The organism is Richelia intracellularis HH01 (genome assembly GCF_000350105.1).
Taxonomy (GTDB): Bacteria; Cyanobacteriota; Cyanobacteriia; order Cyanobacteriales; family Nostocaceae; genus Richelia; species Richelia intracellularis.
The window spans coordinates 1-21015 of the sequence record NZ_CAIY01000071.1; the positions used below are offsets into that span (position 1 = coordinate 1).

A 21015-nucleotide genomic window follows, 5' to 3' on the forward strand; every position below is an offset into this window, starting at 1 on the left:
GGATAGGAAGCAATGCAGCTAACCGGATATTCTCAGCCATAGTAATTACTGGATTCCTGTTTTTTATTGCTAGATAAAGTTTCTCTAAAGTGTTCAGACGCATGAATGGGCACTCATTGCAATCACAATTATTATTATTAGGTGGTGCAGGTATAAAAGTTTTACTTGGCTCTAACTTGTGCATTTGATGGATAATTCCCGGTTCTGTTGCCACAATGAATTCCTTTACTGAGCTTTGTTGACAATAATTGATTAAGGCTGCAGTAGAACCAATATAATCAGCATTACATAATACAGCCTCTTCACACTCCGGATGTGCAATCACCTCTGCTTCTGGGTGTTTAACTTTTAACTGGGTAATTTTCTTTTCTGAAAAGGTTTCATGGACAATGCAGCTGCCTTGCCATAATAGGATTTGGCGCCCTGTTTGTCTCATAACATATTGACCTAAGTTCTTATCTGGAGCAAAAATTATCGGCTGTGATTCTGGTATTTGTTCAATGATTTTGACTGCATTAGAGCTAGTACAAATAATATCGCTCATAGCCTTAATTTCCGCAGAGCAATTTATGTAAGAAACTACCAAATGATCTGGATGAGCAGCTCTAAAGCTTGCGAATTCAGATGGCTGACAGCTATCAGCTAGAGAACACCCAGCATTTGCATCTGGCAATAAAACTAGTTTGTCAGGGTTGAGAATTTTTGCAGTTTCTGCCATGAAGTGAACACCTGCAAAGACTATTACATCTGCATCTGTATTTGCTGCTGCTTTTGCCAATTGCAGTGAATCCCCAATAATATCGGCGATGTCTTGAATATCTGGCTCTTGATAATAATGGGCAAGAATCACCGCATTAAGTTCTTTCTTAAGAGTCTCAATAGATTCAAATAAATCTGGTGGTAACGTACTTATTTTAGTCTTGTTTTGTTGAGCCAGTGTTTTTGTAAACACAATCAGAGGTTGCTTATTTGCTTACTGTAATGTAATTATACAATCAATCCTATTGAATTTACTAAAAACAGATATAAACATCCTAACTGATTCCACAATTTCTGAAAGTAGTAAGTAAAGATTAATTAATAATGTGAATAATACCAATACAAGATAATCTGTGCCAAATGTCTTTGATTTTCATATCCTGGAAATAGACGGCTTTTAAAACATTCATGAACAGTCAGAAAAACCTATTAAGCACCCTCAAGCCAGTTGCTCTGCCTGGGGATACCCTAAGACCTCACTGGCTCAAGATGGCAGTAGTTGGCGATATTCATGATCAATGGGATGAGGATGATGAGATAGCGTTACAATATCTGGGTATTGACCTAGTATTGTTTGCAGGGGATTTTGGAAATGAGTCGGTGGACATTGTAAGGGCAGTAGCAGCTTTGGATATTCCCAAAGCTGCTGTGATGGGTAATCATGATGCTTGGTACACTGCCACAGAATGGGGAAGAAGAAAATGCCCTTATGACAGGACTAAAGAAGATTGGGTAAAAGAACAACTAGATTTATTAGGTGAGGCTCATGTGGGTTATGGGAAGTTGGACTTGCCTGAGTTTAAGTTAACTGTAGTAGGAAGTCGCCCCTTTAGCTGGGGTGGGCCAGAATGGAAATTTGCGGAAATTTGCCAAGATTACTATGGGGTAGGTAATTTAGATGAATCTGCTATTCGAATTTCTCAGGAAGCAAACAATGCAGCTTATGATACATTAATCTTTCTCGGACACAATGGACCTTTTGGATTAGGTCACCACCCAGAAGACCCCTGTGGTAAGGACTGGTATCCTATCGGTGGTGATTATGGTGATCCAGACTTTGCTAAGGCAATTTCCCAAAGTTTAGCAGAGGGAAAAAAAATTCCTTTGGTGACTTTTGGCCATATGCACCATAATTTAAGACACACAAAAAGTAGGCTAAGAAAGCGAGTTTATAAGAGTCCAGAGGGAACTATTTATCTCAACGCTGCGAGTGTGCCCAGAATACGAGAAAATGGAGCAGAAAAGCAGCGCACATTTTTGGTATTATCTTTAGAAGCAGGAATAGTTTCGCAAATTGTTCAATTATGGTTTGGTGATGGTTTTAGGGTTGTATCTGAGGAAATTTTATATCAACAACCTGGCTCCTTAGTGCAAACTGCGTAAATAATGAGTTATATTGTGTTATTGTTCAGCGATAAGTAATAATGGCTGTTGGTATTTATGCCACCAGTTTTTTTGGAGAGGTGGCAGAGTGGTCGAATGCGCTCGACTTGAAATCGAGTGATGTTAAGGCATCCGTGGGTTCGAATCCCACCCTCTCCGTTAATCAATGGTTAGTTTGAATGATTGTGGTTTGCAGAATAAAACTATTTTGAGGAAATTACTCCAATAGTAATGCATTGGAATTTTTGAAAAAATAAGCGATTATAGAAATTTAAACTTATTTCCTATACAAAGATAAGGTTAGACGGCTCTATACACTCTATTTGCAACCCTACATTAACCAGGAGATAGGATTATATGGAAAGCATATTTTAAGAAATGTAAAATAACTAATTGATATTTTTGATAGAGTTGGGTTTCTAATGAGAGCAAATGTAATTCCACATTTGCTCTCATTAGAAACCGGAAAAAACTAGATTTCAATTATTGTGGTTAAGAATGGATGAATAATAGCATAGCAAGTGTATCCAAGTATCTGATGGTAGGTATTCCCAATAAAATTTATTTATACCTATTAAGTCTTAAAATAAACTGAGTAATGGAAAGTATAAAAATTATGCATAGAGTCAAAAGCAAAAAATAATATGGTGCTTTCCTCTGATTAAAATAGATAATGAATCATACAAGTCAGTAGGGATACTAAACTTCAACTTATACCCTAATTCATGTTCCATAAACATCAAACTAATAACTTTAATATACTAGTACTATACCCACACCTTTATAACAATCTATTACAGTACTTCCATAAGCTAAATTCATTATTCCCAATTAATAATTGATAATGTATTTTTGATTATTTGGAGATACTAGTTGGTTATAAGGTGGTCCATACTGTACCACTAGATGTTAGATCTGTAATCATAGAAACATGAGTAATTAAAGTGAAAGCGCAAGTATTTAGGGGCACTAAACAACTTTCTTATGAAGAACTCCCCATACCTGTTTTAGAAGCAGACGAAGTCCTAGTAAAAGTACAAGTTGTTGGTTTATGCCAATCAGACATTAAAAAAATTCTTTATTCCCTTTATGAACCACCGCGCATCTTTGGGCATGAGACTGCAGGGATTATTAGTGCAGTCGGGAAAGAAGTGAAAAAATGGCAGGTGGGACAACGGGTCGCAGTAATGCATCATATTCCCTGTATGCGTTGTAGCTACTGCATGAGTGATAATTTCTCAATGTGTGATACCTATAAAAGCATTGTTACTACTGCAGGGTTTACACCCAGTGGTGGTGGTTTTGCAGAATATGTAAAGGTTCCCGGACACATAGTAGAAAATGGGGGTTTAATTCCCATCCCTGATAATATTTCCTTTGAAGAAGCCAGTTTTGTGGAACCGACAAACTGCTGTCTTAAAGCAATCAAGAAAGCTGGAGTTGCTCCTGGGAAAACTGTCTTAATTACTGGTACAGGACCAATTGGTTTGATGTTTGTAATGCTGACCAAATATTTTGGTGGTAGAGCAATTGCAACAGATTTGCTACCTTCAAGGATTGAAAAAGCTATTGAAGTGGGGGCAGAAGCTGCATTTGACGCCCGAGATGATTATTTATCAGATAGAATTCAGGCATTAACCAATGGTATGGGTGTAGATATTACATTATTAGCAGTTCCTAGTGATAAGGCTTTCTTCCAAGCTTTAGATTGTACTCGGAAAGGAGGAAAAATTCTCTTTTTTGCCGAATTTCCAGAACGAGTAGAAATATCCATTAAACCCAATATTTTATACCGCAGGGAAATTGACTTGATGGGTAGTTACAGCTCGTCTTACCGATTACAAAATTTAGCTTCTGATATTGTGTTTCATCGTCGTATTGATGTTAGGAATTTGATTAGCGATCACTACCCCTTAAAGGATTTACCTCAAGCATTAGAGCAGGCTATTATGCCCACAAAAGACACTTATAAAATTTTAATTTATCCCCATCGGGCTTAGAAAAAAAGGAAACGAAAAATAGGGAAAATTAGAATATGGATTTATTCTCTAGGGGTATTTTTTTGCATATTGATCTGGGGTTGCATTCTCAATGCCTTTCATACCCAAGCTTCATGCTTTTTATTCTTTTCCTTACTTTTTACATTGCTTTCAATTTGGGAGCAAATGATGTGGCTAATGCAATAGCTACTTCCGTTGGTTCTAAAGCCATTTCTATCAAACGAGCATTAATTATTGTTGGGTTATTAGAGTTTACTGGGGCAGTAATATTTGGCCGTCAAGTTTCCCAAACTCTCAGCACCCAAATTACTGATCCCACTTTATTTACACCCCATATTTTTGTTATGGGGATGACATCAGTATTATTGGGTGTTGGAATGTGGCTGCAAATAGCCACATTATTAGGTTTACCCGTTTCTTCATCACATGCTACAGTGGGGGCGATCGCCGGGTTTAGTTGGGCAGCTCTGGGTGTAAATGCAGTTAATTGGTCTTCACTTGAATCTATCATCTTGGCTTGGATTATTACTCCCATAATTAGTGCTATGACCGCAGCTTTATTTTATAGTCAAATTCAGTACTGGATCATAAGCATTAATCAATCTAGTCCAATAGCAAAACTCAACGAGTGGATTCCCTGGTTAAGTACGGCCATAGTAGTAACATTTGGAACATTTACTTTGCCGCCAGTAACCTGTAATTTAACTTACTTACTTAGAGAACAATTTAATTTAAATATTCCTAAGTATGGTATTTCCATACTTATAGGACTAATTTCCTCATTTAGCTTAACCTTGTATAGCTGGAGACAAGTGGAATATAGAGACATAGAACAAGGAAAACAGGAACAGGAAAAGGCATCAAATCTAACATTTGGTCCAGTAGAAAGGCTATTTGCTCGATATCAATTCCTGAGTGCTTGCTTCATAGCTTTTGTTCATGGTTCAAATGATGTCAGTAATGCCATCGCTCCCTTGGCAACAATAGTTTATATGAATCAATCACATAAAGTTCCTATGGGCAAGATAGATATTCCAATATGGATTCTAGCTATTGGTGGTGTTGGCATAGTGCTGGGTTTAGCATTCTTTGGGAAAAAAGTAATTATCACTGTTGGTGATAATATTGCCAACATACTACCCAGTAGTGGTTTTTGTGCAGAATTTGTAACAGCCATAACTATTTTGCTCTCTTCCCGTCTAGGTTTGCCAATATCTACTTCCCATATCCTTGTTGGTTCAATAGTTGGTGTTGAACTCGTGCAAAACTCAGCATCCATACAAATGATTACCCTGAGAAGAATTATGACTGCATGGCTAATAACAATTCCCATAAGTGCCAGTTTAGGCGCTATCATCTTCAAATTTATGGATTTTTTTTGAGGAGTGGGGATAGTTTGAAGGATATTAGTAATTTAAAATACTAGATAAACCAGGAAATTATGACACTCTGAATGCTCCCCAAAATTTAGCAACTACTGTTCTAAGCATTAACTTAATATCAGCAGTTTAGAATCTATTAGCAAAGAGTTTTCATATATCTGGGACAATGGTAATTATCAAAAATAAAACAATGGATGGTTGAGAGTATAACCGCCGATAGAGTTAAGAGGAGGCCGCTTGGTCGTCAACAGGTAAGAGGTTAGACATTCATGGGGCGATTTCAGCAGCGATCAGAAGATTCATCTGAAACTGGATATCTTTCAGGGGATGCAAATAACGCTTTGCGCCTTTTTAAGGAAGAGTTACAAATTATTCAACGGACTTTATTAAAATCTTTGCAAGAAGATATAAGACGACTACAAATACAAAAAGATGACTTAGTCAATGATGTCCAACAGTTACAAACCGAAAAAGATGACTTGCGAAAGGATCAGCAAATTAATGAGAAGCAAACTCTAGTAAGTCAGTTAGGACAAGTTTTGGCTAGCCATATATCTTCCCAATTACATAACTCACTGGAAAAGTTGGCAATTCAAGAAAAGCCCAATAAAACTGTTCCTATTACAAAAGAGTCAGTTAATGGAAGTGATGACTCAGGTTATTCATATCAGAAATATGAAAGTGTGAAAAAAATTCTTGGTACTTTGGATGAAACCCTAACTGTTACCATTCAATCTCTACAACAAGAAATAAAAAACTATCAAAATAGTCTCTCTCAACAATTGTCCCAAATGCAAAATCAGCAACAGCAGGGAGAATTAATTCTAGTTGAGTTAGTTAATCGTCTACATAAAAAATTAGACAAGAATACCACTCAAAATTCAGTCTCAGATCTGACTTTTAAAGATACCCCAAACCCCCCCAATCCAGGAGGAGTTCTAGGAGGATCACCCACGATAATTCAACCTGATTTGCCTATAGGAGGTATGCCCACGATAATTCAACCTGATGAATCACCAATAATATCTTCTCAAACTCCCCAAATTCCTTCAGCAGATGTTCCCACAGCTATTCAAACAGATGAGTTCATTTCTCAAGATGCTCCAAGCTGCCCTTTATTACAAATGGAAGGGCCAGAATTAACAACAAGCTCAACACAATTATCTCCAAATGGAGGTTATCCTGATTCTATTCCTTCAACAATCCCCCCTGGTCCAGGAACAAACCCACTGAGATTTGCCCAATTCATTTATGGCTTATTGAAACAACCGCAGGGTTTATTTTTGATAATATTATCAACTCTGATATCTTCCTTGTATAACGTTACTATTAGGGTAATGTTTCAGCCAGAATCCATGATTTTGGGGGTATTCGAAGTAGAACAATTGATTTTGCCCACCTTAGGCAACTCTTTACTTATTTTAATGTTGCGCATGTTAGTGGTAATGCCACTTATGTTGGTTCTAGCCCCAATACTCTACCCAAAAGTATGGTTAGATTTACAGGAACTAATTGATGCATTTAAGGCCAGTACCACTAAGCATGATAGAAGTGGTCAGAAAGCCTTAATATTATGCTTCCTAGGTGGATTTTTTCTATTTCTATCCCAGGTTTTAATTTATATTGCTATTGGTCAAGTTTCTGCAAGCATGGTAATTACATTATTTTTTATCTACCCTACTATTAGTTCATTACTATCTTGGTTCCTGTTACAGGATTTCCCTACTCCCTTTAGGGCCATTACTATTAGCACAATCTTCCTAGGGGAATTGTTAGTTTTAGGAGGTGTAGTTAGGACAGAAACAGGTAATCTTTTCTTGGGTAGTCTAAGTGCGATCATTGCAGGTGCTATGTTTGGTTGTTACGTAGTTACAAATCGTATTGGTTCTACAAAAGTTCACCCAGTAACATTTACCCTCATTAACTTTACTACCATTCTAATGCTATGTTTTACCAGTTTAATGATACTACCATTTTTTTCGGCTAAGAGTTTAAGCCTACAGGTAAGTACTAACAAGATTTTAGAGTTGATATTAACAGCCTTTCTTTTAGGGATGCTAACCTTATGTGGTTACATATTTAATAGTTTTGGTGTTCGGAAGTTAGGTGTATCCCACTCTTCTGTAATTGGGGCGATGTTACCAATAATAACCATTATTTTTGCTGGGATTATTATACAGGAAAGCTTGCAACCATTACAAATCATGGGTGTTTTATTAATCGCATTTGGGTCAGCAGCTATAAGTTTTGAGAATATATATAACCAAATTCCTTCTTCCAATTCTCCATGAACATCATAAAATAGGCCTTGCCAAGAGAATATTCAAGATTGCCATACAATACTTCAAAGTATTAAGATTATTCCCTCAAAGATATCAAATCAAAATCTTTGGCAATAATCAGAAAATAACAAAACCAAATTAATTTTGGTATTTTCCGATCTTAATATATTGAGATGTGAGATTTTTTTTGTAGATAATACATTTTTGTAATTTTATCGATGATAAATGATAATGGTTTTAATTATTCACTTATAGGGTAAAAAAATAATTGCTAAACTAGTAGATTTTGATTGAGAATCAGAAATAATTACTACTTATTAGATACATCTACAAATATAAAATCTAGAAGGTTATATGCAATTAATGGTAGTATTTTTGACGATTGTTAATCTCTGCAATATTAATGTATAGATTGGTTTTTAGTTGAATATCATAAATATTTTCCATACCTACCAATTAACGCCAAAGATAAAGTTTTATATTGTGTCAATTTTACGAATAAGAGCTATTAGAGCAATAGCTCTTATTCGTAAAATTGTTTGGGTTATTGCTACACTATAATAATGCTTTATACATTCCACTGAAATATTATTAAATTGGCTTTTGTTATAGGTTATCCTTAAATATTGTAATTATCACTTGGTAAAATAAAAGGAATTACCAAAATTAAAAAATAGTGATTCCTATTGTCAGACTAATGAGCATTTGATTCGTTTAAAGAATAAAGTATTATTCTATTATTTGTTAAATAAAAGTAGATAGTTGATTTGAATATATTCTTTATGATTTTAGGATAAAAAATCATATCTGCTTAGATGGTCTCACTTTAATTCACAGATATGTGTTGTTATTTATAATGTTTTAAGAATACGCTACAATAACAAGCAAATGCTTGAATTATAAACAGGATACCTCATGATTAAATCAGAATTAAACACTAAAGCTAGCGATAAGAATTTAGAGGCAATACGGCATTTTTCCGAACAATATGCTAAACGTAGTGAAACTTACTTCTGTGCTGAACCTTCAGTTACAGCAATTGTAATTGAAGGTCTAGCAAAACATAAAGATGAACTTGGTGCGCCTTTATGTCCCTGCCGTCATTACGAGGATAAAGAAGCTGAAGTTGCAGCTGCTTTCTGGAATTGTCCCTGTGTTCCCATGCGGGAACGTAAAGAATGCCACTGTATGCTATTCCTAATGGCAGGGAATGAATTTGCTGGCGGGAAACAAGAAATACATATGGAAACTATTAAACAAGTAAGAGATACAATGGGTTAATGGAAAATTTACCTCAGGAATTTTGGGAAGGTGTAGAACAGTTCAACAAAGGCCAGTTTTATACCTGTCATGATACCATGGAATTCTTATGGTCTGAGGCATCAGAGCCGCATAGGACTTTTTATCAAGGTATTTTACAAATTGCCGTAGCACTTTATCATTTAAATAACAACAACGTGCGAGGTGCTGCAATTTTACTAGGTGAAGGAAGTAACCGTTTACAACACTACCCTTCCACATACGCTGGTATTGATGTTAACCAATTATTATATCAAAGCAAGGCTCTACTATCTGTTATTCAAAGAAATTTCCCCAGAGCAAATAATTTAGAAAATTTGTTACCAGAAGCCCATAGTAATTTAAAAATACCTCAAATTGTTTCAATTTAAGGATAATTAGGGTTTGGAGTTTGAAATTAATTTTTGGGATACTGAAATTATATTGAAATATCATTAAGTAAACTATAGGTGCCCCAATATTTTTTCTAATTGGAGCACCTATTTCGAGAAGCTCAAATCTGAGCTGCAATCAGGTGCTACCTGTAAAAGCAACTTCAGGAAATTTTAGTTGGGCTTCTGTCATTGGGCGTTTTCTACCTTCTTCTTGCCAATAATTAATTACTTCAGTTGCCTTATTGAGTAATGCTACTCGCTCAACCTCAGTAATCCAGTGTTTTGCTTCTAGTTCCTTTTTTAATTCCTCCCAAGCATCATTTCTAGGCCAGAAAAAGTATTTAGTTAAAGGACTAGTACCTTTACCAACAATTTGATCAACGGCAAGCGCAACGTTGTCATCCAACCAGAGAATTTTCAAAATAAACTTTGACAATATCGCCTCGGGAAGATTCTCATGCATATCAGGCATAAATAACTTAACTCTATTTATGAAGGGTCTCCTATCGTAATCTAATATAATACCTCTAAGTAGTTGAAGTTTAACCCTACCTAAATGGAAACTTCTTATTTCCATTTCTCTATTACCTTGATAATAAGAAAAGAAGCCCCAGTCTGATAAGTATTACTAGTGGAAGAAGTGTAAGTGAAGATGAGATGTATAACTATTAGTAATAGGTACTATTGATACTACTACCATATAATTACTTTTTATTAAATTATTAACTTTTATGGATAAAAGCAGATGCACAATACTTTGTTCATATTACCCAGCAAACAAAACTCACAAAAATTAAGTAGGAGTTGTTTTATCGGAAATTTTTCTTTCAGTATGAAATTTGTGTAAATAACCTGGGTTAATTATCATTGTCTGCACTACGCTTGTAGAAAAAAGTTTTGTAAGATAACAAGGCTTCTACAATCGTTACTAAATTAAAATGCAAGAATATGTTCTCTTTTTCCTTGAAAATAGTTGATTTTTTTTTCGACTTGTAGTTGGAAAATTATTCTAATAATACTTTTTGCCTTTGTACAAATGCCAGAGGGGACAATTCCCATATTTGCGTTTTCATTATTCCTACCTTAGATTAATCCATATCTTTTTTACAGTTGCATATGCCCAATCTAGCCAAGAGAATAGTGCTTGTAGATCAGTAGTTTCTATCGTTGCACCACCCCAAATCCTCAACCCCGGTGGCGCAGCCCTGTAGGAAGCGATATCATAAGCAACATCTTCTTCTGCCAAGAGTTCTACCACTTGTACTACACATTCTGACTGCTGTTCTGAGCTCAAACTAACAAACCAGTCATCCACAATTTTCAAACACATAGAAGTGCAAGAACGCGTTTCCGGCTGTTTTGCTAAAAAGTCCACCCATTGAGTTTTTTCTACCCATTGACTCATTGCTTCTAAATTCTTCTCAGAACGCCTAATCAACCCAGACTTTCCTCCAATTCTTTCTGCCCATTGGAGAGCATCTAAAGCATCTTCCACACATAGCATAGATGGAGTATTGATGGTATCTCCATTAAAGATACTCTTATTAAACTTTCCTTGCTTTGTGAGGCGAAATAATTTTGGCAAGGGGCGTTGTGGTTGATAGGTTTCTAACCTTTTGATAGCCCTGGGGGAAAGAATAATTACACCATGTTGTGCTTCTCCACCGAGAACCTTTTGCCAAGAATAAGTTAGAACATCTATCTTTTCCCAAGGAATATCCATAGCGAATACAGCCGATGTTGCATCACAAATAGTTAAACCAGTGCGATTACTATCAATCCAGTCTCCATTAGGTACTCTTACTCCAGAAGTTGTACCATTCCATAGAAAAACAACATCATGGCTAAAATCAACCAGATTTAAATCTGGCAAATTACCATAGGGTGCCTTAAAAAGGCGAGTATCAACTAGTTGTAATTCATCAACTACATCCTTAACCCATTCCTGACCAAAACTTTCCCAAGCTAAAATATCCAAAGGTATTTTGCCTAATAAAGACCACAAAGCCATTTCTACTGCACCAGTATCAGATGCAGGTACAATACCTAAATGATAATCTCTGGGTACATCTAAAATTTTCCTAGAAAGGCCAATTAATTCTTTTAACTTTGCCCTTCCAGCTTCAGAGCGGTGAGAGCGACCTAAACAAGCATTTTCCAAGATTGAAACAGACCAACCAGGACGTTTAGCACAAGGACCGGAAGAAAAATTAGGTACTTGGGGTTTGATTATTGGGGGATTCAATTTTTCTACCATAAACTCAGTGATATGAGACTGTTGGAGAATAACAAACCAGGAGTTGTAATAAAACCGGGTTTTCCATTTACTTAACAAGAAAACAGCGACAAAGGCAATATTCTAATCATTAAATACACCCTATATCAAAATAAATATAAAACCTCAAATGATATCCATAAATCAGGTAGGTTATTTGTCTCCGCATTAGTTTAGTTAATCATCGCAATTTTTGCTGTCATTAATTTATTTCCAAGGATAATTAGCTAAGATAATATCCCCAGCAAAATTTTCTAGGTATATCATAGAGTTAATTATACTGACTTCAAGATATATTTATTCTCCCGGGTTGCATAAATAAAATCTTGTATGAATAGGGTAAAACGCATACCATACCCGAATATGATTGACTTAGCTAGGACAATTTCCATGCTCCCCAAAGTTGAGGGTTTGTCTATGACTACTAATGGCTTTTTATTAGTTCCTATGGCGTAAAGGTCTTCTTCTCATTAAGGTTTGCAGGTAATGAAGATGAACTTAAACTTACTAGATCCCTACAACTAGTCGGCAATGAGGGTAGAGCGCAGCATCAAAACAGTTAGGATATTTTTATAAATGAAGCTCTTCTGGTAGAGTTCAACCTCTTGGAATTATTAGATGCGTTAGTTATACCCATTATGAATGATAGAGAGGTAATGAAGCGGACATACCATTCATAATGAATAGCATATCCGCTTCATTAAATTTATTTCTATTAGTAATGGAGATTTGTTAATGATTATGGTCGGATATCTTCGGAAAGTTCACGCCAAAAAAAAGTCAAGAATCACTGTGCTTCAAATAGTTCCCAATTTTGTATTAATGGGCCGGCAGATATTTTTGAAATTTCCGGAGTAAGGGGAAATTTAGGATTTATAAGTCAGATATCAGAATAATTTGGTGATGAGATGGGTGCAAAAATTGAATTCATACTAGTGGTAATAGTTGGTTAAGTCTTTATTCACTAAATAAAACTGGCCAAATCAACTTGAAAATTCAGTTACATAAGGGTGTATTCGTAGTAGAAATTTACGTGAAAAAGCTTAAACTCAAAATCGATCAATAATACAAGTCAGAAATTAATTTCCAACTAATTGATACTAGAGCAAATACAGAAAATTATATCCATGTTACGCCACAAATTGTTGCTCGACAGATTTTGGATTATAGACCTTAAATGTTCCTAATTAAAGAAGTTTCCTGGTTTTTCCTACTTGATAGTAGATTAGTAAATCCCGGGAAAGCTAACCACTGCAATGGCTAGTTATCAATGTTCTATAGATTTTGCATTGAAAGCTTATCTTATTTTCTGCCAAAAGCATAGAGACGCGAACATTCGCATCTCCAGTACTCTTATTGGTTTAAGCCATCCGTGAATAGTATTCCACCACAAGTAGTTCATTAATTTGCAGGGCAACCCATTCACGCTCAATAACACTGTTGATTTTACCCTCCAGTTTGTTTTTATCAAACTCCAAATGACTAGGAAGATTTGCCAAGCCAGGGTATTGCAAGTTTGTTTCCACCATCTGTCGAGATTTATCTCGGTTTATGATACTAATTACTTCACCAGGACGACATTGATAGCTGGCAATATTTACTACTTTGCTATTAACAGTTATGTGTCCATGGTTTACTAATTGGCGAGCTGCGGGAATAGTAGGAGCTAGACCCAACCGGAAAGTGGTATTATCCAAACGCATTTCCAGCAATTGCAGCAGGACTTGTCCAGTTGAACCTGTAACTCGTCTTGCTTTGCGAACATAACGCAGTAATTGACTTTCACTCAAACCATAGTTGAAACGTAGCTTTTGTTTTTCTTCCAGGCGGACTGCATATTCAGAACGCTTTTTCCGGTTCTGACCATGTTGACCAGGAGGGTAAGCGCGTCTAGCACTTTTACGGGTTAATCCTGGTAATTCACCCAGGCGACGTGTGATTCTAAGACGAGGTCCTCTATATCGGGACATGGGATTCCTTAACTAATCCTATTTAAACTTCAGACAAGTAATCCATCGTAGCACTCATTACTAATGTTGCATATAGTAATGGTGCCAAATAAATAAATTCTTGATTTTTACTAAAGCTAATCGTTGAAATCTCTACACCCCATTTTTCTTAAGTAATATTCTTAAGTAATATAGTTGGTCAACCTGTTTTAACTTTACTGGCAACTATATCAGTATCTTTCTTGATACGAGCCTCCATAAAACCTGAAAAGGTTTATCTATCACCTTTGTGCATTTAGTTGTGATTAGAGTTGATATTTATTAAGGGGATGCTCCAATGCCTTCTGTCCCCAAGACATATACGCCTGTATTATAAAAGTTAAGAGTAAAACAAAGTTAGCTACCCAGGATATACTAAACACATGTAAAAAATTACGTTATTCCTTGAATTTAGCTATTTATATTGATTGCACCAGCTATAATTCTGCGCAATATCTCAAAACCTAGGCTTTGGGATATTGTGTCCAGCTGACAAATGGTAACTAAATATAATCGAATCAAAGCTATGCAGACCATATTAGTTTTAACAATGGATTCATGACCCCCAGGTATTCGTCTTATCCTAAGTAGTGCAAGAATAAGAAAAACTGACCCTTACTCTTAACACCAAATTAGTCCTAGGAAACATAACACCAGAAAATCCAGAAATATAATCTTAAAATAATTGCTTATGGAAGGCATTTAGATATTGTGCAGATATTGCAATACCAACTAAACACAGAAGTTAGCTTTGAGACTTTTCTGAGCAAGAGGTATATATATGGGCTATATTATAAGTCTTGAAAATCTACTTAAGTCGAGTTGATTCTCTTCTTATCTTGAAGAATTAGTTTGATATTTAAGACAAGTCATCTTTCTTACCAAACACCATCTGTAGTATCATGTGAGTCCCTCCTTCTTTGTGGTATTTATCTGCCCAGTCACGAATAATCTCGTCAAGTTCTGACATTGCCACTTCCATTTCTTCAGAGGGGATGTCCATCTCCTCTAAAACCCTCATGACTCGACCTTTACGTTCTGCCCAGTCTTTCATCATGCGAAAATAACGAGCAGTATCTTCCACCATAATGTAAGTGCGTTCTTGCTCATCCACTGGCGAATAGAATGGACGGGCAAGGGCATAAAAAGGCATACCCCAAGGAGAATCGACTCGTAGCACAGTCCCTGAATAGAGCAAACGCCGCTTTATATGTTCTACCAAAGCCTCACTCAAAGGCATTTGGTGTTCTTGAGGTAAGTCTTCTTGTGACCGCTTGTGTAAGAATTCAATTAATTCTAAAAACTCAAAGGAAGTAATCAAGTGAGCATCTGGCAGATCACCTGTTAACTTCTGCTCTATCTGGCTTTTTTCATGACCTGTCAAACTCGTCCCAGGGATGCGAGAACGCCCTGGTACCCAGGGGTATTTCTCCAACCACACATAGGGAAACTGAATCAGATACCTTGGTTCCTGAGAACCTAGCATCTTCAATAATCTACCTTCTGTTAATGCCTGTCTAACCTCTTCTACAATAGCTTTAACCCGTTTTGGCTCTAGGTGGTGCAAATGACCTGTCATCCGCAGGTTCTGACCCTGCTCCAAATAAGTCATATAAATAGCGCACTTTGCTGCTGTAGCTGCTGCATCTAGAAAGGCCCCATGTCTATGCCCACTAGTCCGCATTGCACTGAAAGCCAGATATAGCATGATCTGATCCATTGCACTGGGACCAAGGCGTTTGATCAGATCTATGTCGTTACTCATATTTTACAGACAATAAAATCTTTATATTTATACTTCTACAATTCTAATCAGTCAAATCGGAATTTAGATAAAATACACCTGACCTAATGTCAATATCTCTAGATTAGAGTAAAATTCACTACGCTTTCTGTACGCAAGTGAGTATTATTAAATTAATAAACTTGTGTATTAGTATCAATCTAGATTTTAACATTAAATCAAACGCTAAGCAGCGTAGCATTTTTTAGTTACTTATTCAAACTCAATTTACATATAGGATTTGCATATTTTATTCACATGTAAGATTTACGTTTTTTACTTATAAAATAAGGTGCAGCTACTGAAAATTTATTAGCTGGATTTTTTATTGCCTTAATTGTGTCTTGATAATACCTGAGATGTAAGTAATATTTTTGGGTATTTTTTGTTCACTTTTATGTAATATCCAGCATTGTATAATATTTGTTTGATAAACAAATACAGGACTTAAATATATTGAGTTAAGAATTATAATACAGTGGAGCATTGATAAGAATATTACTTACAGACTTGTCAAAATATAAACTAAACTAGTTTATATAACCTGGACAGCAGATAATTGAAACACTTGGTGGTTAATAGGTATAGATGATCAATGTAGTGTTTTAAGATTTCTAGCCCCTTATTTAAAAGCCCTGTGCTTCACCTTTGATATCAGTTATTTGTTTAACAAATTAAATAATTTTAGGGTGAGGTTATGTGATAACATCCCGGTCTAGTGATATTTTTTCTTCCTAACCGTGCAATTAATCGATAATTTCAATGAAATAGCCAATGCTCTAAACCAGCCAACAGATTTCAGCTTTAAACTACCTGATCCAGAGGATGAAGAAATCCCCGAACAAGATTTTCTACAAAGAGTTGAGGTAGCATGGCAAGTTTGTGACCGCTTTGATTTGCAAACAGAAATTTGGCGAGGACGTATTTTGCGGACTGTAAGGGATAGGGATAAGGCAAGGGTTAATGGGAGAAATACTAGTTTTAGTAATTGGTTAAAAGAACGGGAAATTAGTAAAAGTCAAGCTTATAGTTTGATTCAGTTGGCCAATAGTGCAGATACCCTCTTAAAAGAGGACAAACTCCAACCCAGTTCTATCAATAACTTTAGTAAGCGGGCTTTTGTGGAAACGGCCAAGGCTGTACCAGAAGTACAGGTTATGGTAAGTGAGGCAGCACAAAAGGGTGAACACATTACCAGAAGGGAAGTACGGCAAATTAGTGATGAATGGACAGCGATGACTTCCGATTTACTACCGGAGCAAGTGAAAGTGAAAGTTGCTGATAATACCCTTCCTAACCGTTACATTGTACCTCTAGTAAAAGAATTAGAAAAACTGCCCGAATCCCATCAGGAGTCTTTGAAGGAAGAAATGAAAACTAATCCTGATGTGGATACCCTTAAACAGTTAACTATAGACGCCCGGAACCTGGCTAAATACCTAAAAGCTTCAAATCAAGTGCAAGCCTTAGATAAAGCCAGTATAGATATTGAATCAGCCTTAATAGAGGCTCAAAGGGTGAATTGTTTAAATATAGCAGCTGATTTAGTGAACCAAGCCTCACAAATGGAACAGACAATTGCCAAGTTGTATATGAATTGGAAACGGATTAGTAACTTGGCAGACAGATTATATGTAGATACTGGAGTTAGTACACCCAACTTGCGATTATTTCTTGATTGCTTAGAGCCATTAGGTGGGGAAGTAATAAATTTAGACATCAGTGGAACAAGTAATTGGTCTGTTCGCCTGCAAATTCAAGAAATAGAATGAAATATACTCTGAGATGATTCTACTTTGGTACTTTTGTTTCCAAACCCAATTCAATAACAGGTTTAATACCTGCTATATCTAAAATTGGTGAGACTAAATCTTCTCGTTTAACAGCCATTATATGTACTCCTCGACAGATATCACGGGCTGCTTTTACTTGTTCTGCAGCTATTTTCACCCCTTCTTCCAGTGGATCTTTGGCTCCTTCCAAACGTTCAATAATTCGTTCAGGAATATTTACACCTGGAACCATACGATTAATAAAATTAGCGTTTTTTGCGGATTTCAAAAGGAAAACACCCGCTATTATTGGGATATTGCAACCCGCAGCAATTGTATTCATGAACTTGTCTAATAAATCAAAATCTGTAACTAACTGACTTTGAAAGAACCTCGCCCCTGCTTTTACTTTGCGCTCAAACCTTTTTTGCAAACCAGACCAGCTCCGAGATTGTGGGTCCACAGCAGCACCGACAAGCAAATCAAGACCACCATTAATTAATGGTTTTTCATTATAATCAAAACCATGATTTAATTTATCAATTGTCTGCAACAAACGAATTGCTTCTAAGTCAAACACTCCCTTTGCTTCTGGATTATCTCCAACCTTAACAGGATCACCCGTTAAAGCTAAAACGTTGCGAATACCTAAAGCATAAGCCCCCATTAAATCAGCCTGCAAACCAATTCGATTGCGGTCACGGCAGGCCATCTGACAAATTGGTTCAATACCATGTTGGAGTAAAATAGCAGAGGCTGACAATGAAGACATTCTTAAGACTGCACGGCTCCCATCAGTAATATTGACAGCATGAACTCTTCCCTTAAGAGTTGCTGCCATTTGAATCATATGACTTGGGTCTCCCCCCTTTGGAGGGGTAACTTCGGCTGTCACTAAAAAACTACCAGCCTCAATAGCCTGACGAAATGCATTCAACGATTTGTTATTCTGCTTATTGTACATACATGGAATGGGACATGACCATTTTGATTACAGATATAATACATTACGCTGAATAACGAAGTCTCATAGAGGTGTAGAGTAGCCCATAGCAACTTTTACTTTTTTTAGAGTTTCCTGAGCTATATCCCTAGCTTTTTCACTACCATCATGCAATATGGATTCCAGGTAGTCCTGATTTGCCATAATTTGCTGGTACTTTTCCTGGATAGGTTTGAGGGCTGCAATGGAAATTTCCGTTAACAATGGCTTAAACTTTCCCCAGCTCATGTCCTGGCATTCATCTATAACTTTTTCCTTACTTTTGCCGGAGAGAAGCATATACAAGGTCAAAAGATTATGACATTCAGGGCGTTCTGCATTGTCAAACGTTAGGCCAATAATAGGGTCTGTTTTGCAACGCTTAATTTTTTTGGCAATATCATCTACTGAATCTAACAAGTTAATCCTACTTAAATCTGAAAGATCGGATTTGGACATTTTCTTTGTGCCATCAGTTAAACTCATTATCCTTGCACCTTTTTTGCCAATTAAAGGATCTGGCGATTTCAGTATATATTCATTATTGTTGGCAAATTCATTGTTGAAGCGATTTGCAATATTCCGAGTCAATTCCAAATGTTGTTTTTGGTCTTCACCAACAGGTACCTTATCTACCTGATAAAGTAAAATGTCAGCAGCCATAAGTACGGGATAATCTAGTAAACCAACACTAACATTCTCCCCTTGCTTGATTGCTTTTTCCTTAAACTGGATCATATCTTTCAACCAGTTGAGAGGGATAATACAATTTAATAACCAGGTTAGTTCACAGTGAGCAGAAACATGGGATTGAACAAAAATATTAGAATGCTTAAGGTCCAAACCACAGGCCAAGTATAAAGCAGCTAATGTATAGGTGTTAGTAACCAAGGTTTTTGGGTTATGGGGTACAGTAATAGCGTGTAAATCGGCTATAAACAAATAATTTTCATATTTACTTTGATCTTCTACCCAATTGCGGATTGCACCCAGATAATTACCCAAATGCAGATTACCAGTTGGCTGGACCCCAGAAAGGACTCTTTGCTTTCCCATGGATTGTAAATATACCACTCTTAAAATTTACGCAGTTAAAACCCTGTGAGAGCCTTGACTAACTTATTAGCTCTCTTGTGCTGAATTTGTAGCTTACAAATCGCATTTTATCTTCATATCCTCTATTATGCTCCTTTATTATCTAAATTAGTTTAATACTAAATAGCTATGAAATTACTTATAAAAACATGATTATTTTTATAAGTAATCAACATCTTTAGACATGGAGTGAACTTAACTAATATGTAAGATTGAAAACCATGACTGAACGAATTAATTCTCTCTTCTGCTATGCTGATGGAAAATTCTATGACCGTAAATTCATCTTAAAACATATTCCTCAATATTTATATTATTATGAACCTTTTGCTGGAGGTGCTTCAATTTTTTCATAAAAAGCACTGAAAATCAATTATCTAATGATATTAAAAAGACCCTAATTAATATATATTTAATAATTCGAGATTATTTTGAAATAACTAATTAATTATTTATCTTGCGAAGAAGGTATAAAAGTAAGACAGAATTATTACAAAAATTAATTTCAAACCCAGGATAAAATGCAAACAACAGGAAAATAGTTATACTCTAAATGGATTGCATATTCTGGTATTATAGAACCACAAAATCGTTATTGGGAGTATAAAAATACTAGTATATATCCGGAAAATAGCCAATAAACATAAGCTGAACATCTACAAAGTTGCAAGTAGTTGAGATTACTTGCCCTAATTTTAAATTCGTAATAAATACTCTACCTGATAACTTGTATGCTTTTATAGACCCTCCCTATTAAAATACTAATTAAGATAAACTCTATCTATAACTTCTACTACAAGGAAGACCACTATCGTTTATGTCTATCACTCGAAATAAATCAGGGTAAGATTAAATTTGTGATAACTTCTGATGAAGTTCTGGAAATCAGCAAATTATATGCATAGTTAACTGAAATGTATGATCAATAGTTGAAATATACAATTAATATAACAGACAGTAAAAAAGAACAGTAAGAATAATAAATTCAAAGGAAAATTCTATAAGGAGAGAGAAATAATCATATTAAAATATAACTTTACTATACGTATTATTTACCAACTGCAAAACAACCATTTGATTATCGAATCAACATGACAAGAGATAGGTTATCGATAATCACTGAAAATGTGTGATTTTATTTTTTAAATTTGTGCTTTAAATATAGGTATTTATTAGTTTTACAGATTTGGAAGCAAATTTTTTATTTTTATATCTTTAACAGTTAACAATGGAGATAATCTTTAATAATTTATCAAAGAAAATTATGTAAATAGTAGCACTGTGATTTTAGGCATAATCAGCATATAAGAAAACCCCTAATATTTTGATTAATAACTAATAATCTCAGTCTTATTGACAACTTACCAAATAACTAATTATGATTTGTTCTATCAAGCATAGTTTTCAAGCATAGTTTTTTGTAGTAATACAAAGTCCCTAGTTTATTCAAGCTTCAAAACTACTTGGAAGATTGAGCGGAAAAATTTGTAGTGTATTAAATTGAGGCTCTCCTATAAAGACTAGTCATACTTAAGAGTTTTTTTAGGTGGAGTTTTTACTGAAACTTCTTAAATTTTTTGAGAGTTTATTTATTTCCAGAAATCTTCCGATTTGTATCACTTATACTGGTACTTGCAGCAC

15 protein-coding genes and 1 tRNA gene are annotated in these 21015 nt (G+C 35.6%); 9 read left to right on the plus strand and 7 right to left on the minus strand.

Annotated elements, in window-relative coordinates; all coding sequences use genetic code 11:
- The coding region (nadA, locus tag RINTHH_RS07910) for a quinolinate synthase NadA (RefSeq protein WP_044304890.1) at nucleotides 1–952 on the minus strand (952 nt) is incomplete at its 3' end.
- Between the two features lie 215 nt (nucleotides 953–1167).
- Here nadA and RINTHH_RS07915 point away from each other — a divergent pair.
- From RINTHH_RS07915 to RINTHH_RS07945, 7 genes are all read left to right on the plus strand, one after another.
- Nucleotides 1168–2142, plus strand: coding sequence for a TIGR04168 family protein (locus RINTHH_RS07915; protein ID WP_008235120.1), 975 nt, complete (start codon nucleotides 1168–1170; stop codon nucleotides 2140–2142).
- A gap of 74 nt (nucleotides 2143–2216) precedes the next feature.
- Nucleotides 2217–2301: transfer RNA gene (locus tag RINTHH_RS07920), tRNA-Ser, on the plus strand.
- Between the two features lie 785 nt (nucleotides 2302–3086).
- Nucleotides 3087–4142 carry a zinc-dependent dehydrogenase gene (locus tag RINTHH_RS07925; RefSeq protein ID WP_008235126.1) on the plus strand — a complete coding sequence of 352 codons (1056 nt, stop codon included), beginning with the start codon at nucleotides 3087–3089 and terminating at the stop codon, nucleotides 4140–4142.
- Nucleotides 4143–4255: 113 nt separating this feature from the next.
- Complete coding sequence (locus RINTHH_RS07930) at nucleotides 4256–5524, plus strand: inorganic phosphate transporter (protein ID WP_044304895.1); 1269 nt, start codon at nucleotides 4256–4258, stop codon at nucleotides 5522–5524.
- 269 nt (nucleotides 5525–5793) lie between these two features.
- Nucleotides 5794–7815, plus strand: coding sequence for an EamA family transporter (locus RINTHH_RS07935; RefSeq protein WP_008235131.1), 2022 nt, complete (start codon nucleotides 5794–5796; stop codon nucleotides 7813–7815).
- Nucleotides 7816–8721: 906 nt separating this feature from the next.
- Complete coding sequence (locus tag RINTHH_RS07940; RefSeq protein ID WP_008235133.1) at nucleotides 8722–9087, plus strand: ferredoxin-thioredoxin reductase catalytic domain-containing protein; 366 nt, start codon at nucleotides 8722–8724, stop codon at nucleotides 9085–9087.
- Nucleotides 9087–9476: a DUF309 domain-containing protein gene (locus RINTHH_RS07945; protein ID WP_008235135.1), complete on the plus strand. Its 390-nt coding sequence runs from the start codon at nucleotides 9087–9089 to the stop codon at nucleotides 9474–9476. The genes RINTHH_RS07940 and RINTHH_RS07945 overlap by 1 nt, the downstream gene beginning before the upstream one ends.
- 139 nt (nucleotides 9477–9615) lie before the next feature.
- Here RINTHH_RS07945 and RINTHH_RS07950 read toward each other — a convergent pair whose 3' ends face one another.
- Together RINTHH_RS07950 and RINTHH_RS07955 are read right to left on the minus strand one after the other, a co-directional pair.
- The gene (locus tag RINTHH_RS07950) at nucleotides 9616–9942 is read right to left on the minus strand and encodes a 30S ribosomal protein PSRP-3 (protein ID WP_081606245.1); all 327 of its coding nucleotides are present in this window, start codon (nucleotides 9940–9942) and stop codon (nucleotides 9616–9618) included.
- Between the two features lie 615 nt (nucleotides 9943–10557).
- Nucleotides 10558–11736, minus strand: a complete 1179-nt coding sequence (locus RINTHH_RS07955; protein ID WP_044304891.1) for a phosphoserine transaminase — start codon at nucleotides 11734–11736, stop codon at nucleotides 10558–10560.
- Nucleotides 11737–12084: 348 nt separating this feature from the next.
- Between RINTHH_RS07955 and RINTHH_RS11395 the strand changes: the two genes are divergently transcribed.
- Complete coding sequence (locus RINTHH_RS11395) at nucleotides 12085–12210, plus strand: hypothetical protein (protein ID WP_008235142.1); 126 nt, start codon at nucleotides 12085–12087, stop codon at nucleotides 12208–12210.
- Between the two features lie 905 nt (nucleotides 12211–13115).
- On the opposite strand, the gene rpsD is transcribed toward RINTHH_RS11395, so the two are convergent.
- Entirely contained in the window at nucleotides 13116–13724 is a 609-nt protein-coding gene (gene rpsD / locus RINTHH_RS07960) for a 30S ribosomal protein S4 (RefSeq protein ID WP_008235144.1), read from the minus strand.
- 877 nt (nucleotides 13725–14601) lie between these two features.
- A complete protein-coding gene (gene hetR, locus RINTHH_RS07965; RefSeq protein ID WP_008225090.1) occupies nucleotides 14602–15507 on the minus strand; it encodes a heterocyst differentiation master regulator HetR in 906 nt (301 codons plus the stop codon).
- A gap of 758 nt (nucleotides 15508–16265) precedes the next feature.
- On the opposite strand from hetR, the gene RINTHH_RS07970 reads away from it, so the two are divergent.
- Entirely contained in the window at nucleotides 16266–17297 is a 1032-nt protein-coding gene (locus RINTHH_RS07970; protein WP_008235147.1) for a hypothetical protein, read from the plus strand.
- 19 nt (nucleotides 17298–17316) lie between these two features.
- Here RINTHH_RS07970 and RINTHH_RS07975 read toward each other — a convergent pair whose 3' ends face one another.
- Together RINTHH_RS07975 and trpS are read right to left on the minus strand one after the other, a co-directional pair.
- On the minus strand, nucleotides 17317–18261 hold the full coding sequence (locus tag RINTHH_RS07975) for a methylenetetrahydrofolate reductase (RefSeq protein WP_044304892.1): 945 nt from the start codon (nucleotides 18259–18261) through the stop codon (nucleotides 17317–17319).
- A 63-nt stretch (nucleotides 18262–18324) separates the two neighbouring features.
- Complete coding sequence (gene trpS / locus RINTHH_RS07980) at nucleotides 18325–19335, minus strand: tryptophan--tRNA ligase (protein ID WP_008235149.1); 1011 nt, start codon at nucleotides 19333–19335, stop codon at nucleotides 18325–18327.
- Nucleotides 19336–21015 lie beyond the last annotated feature (1680 nt).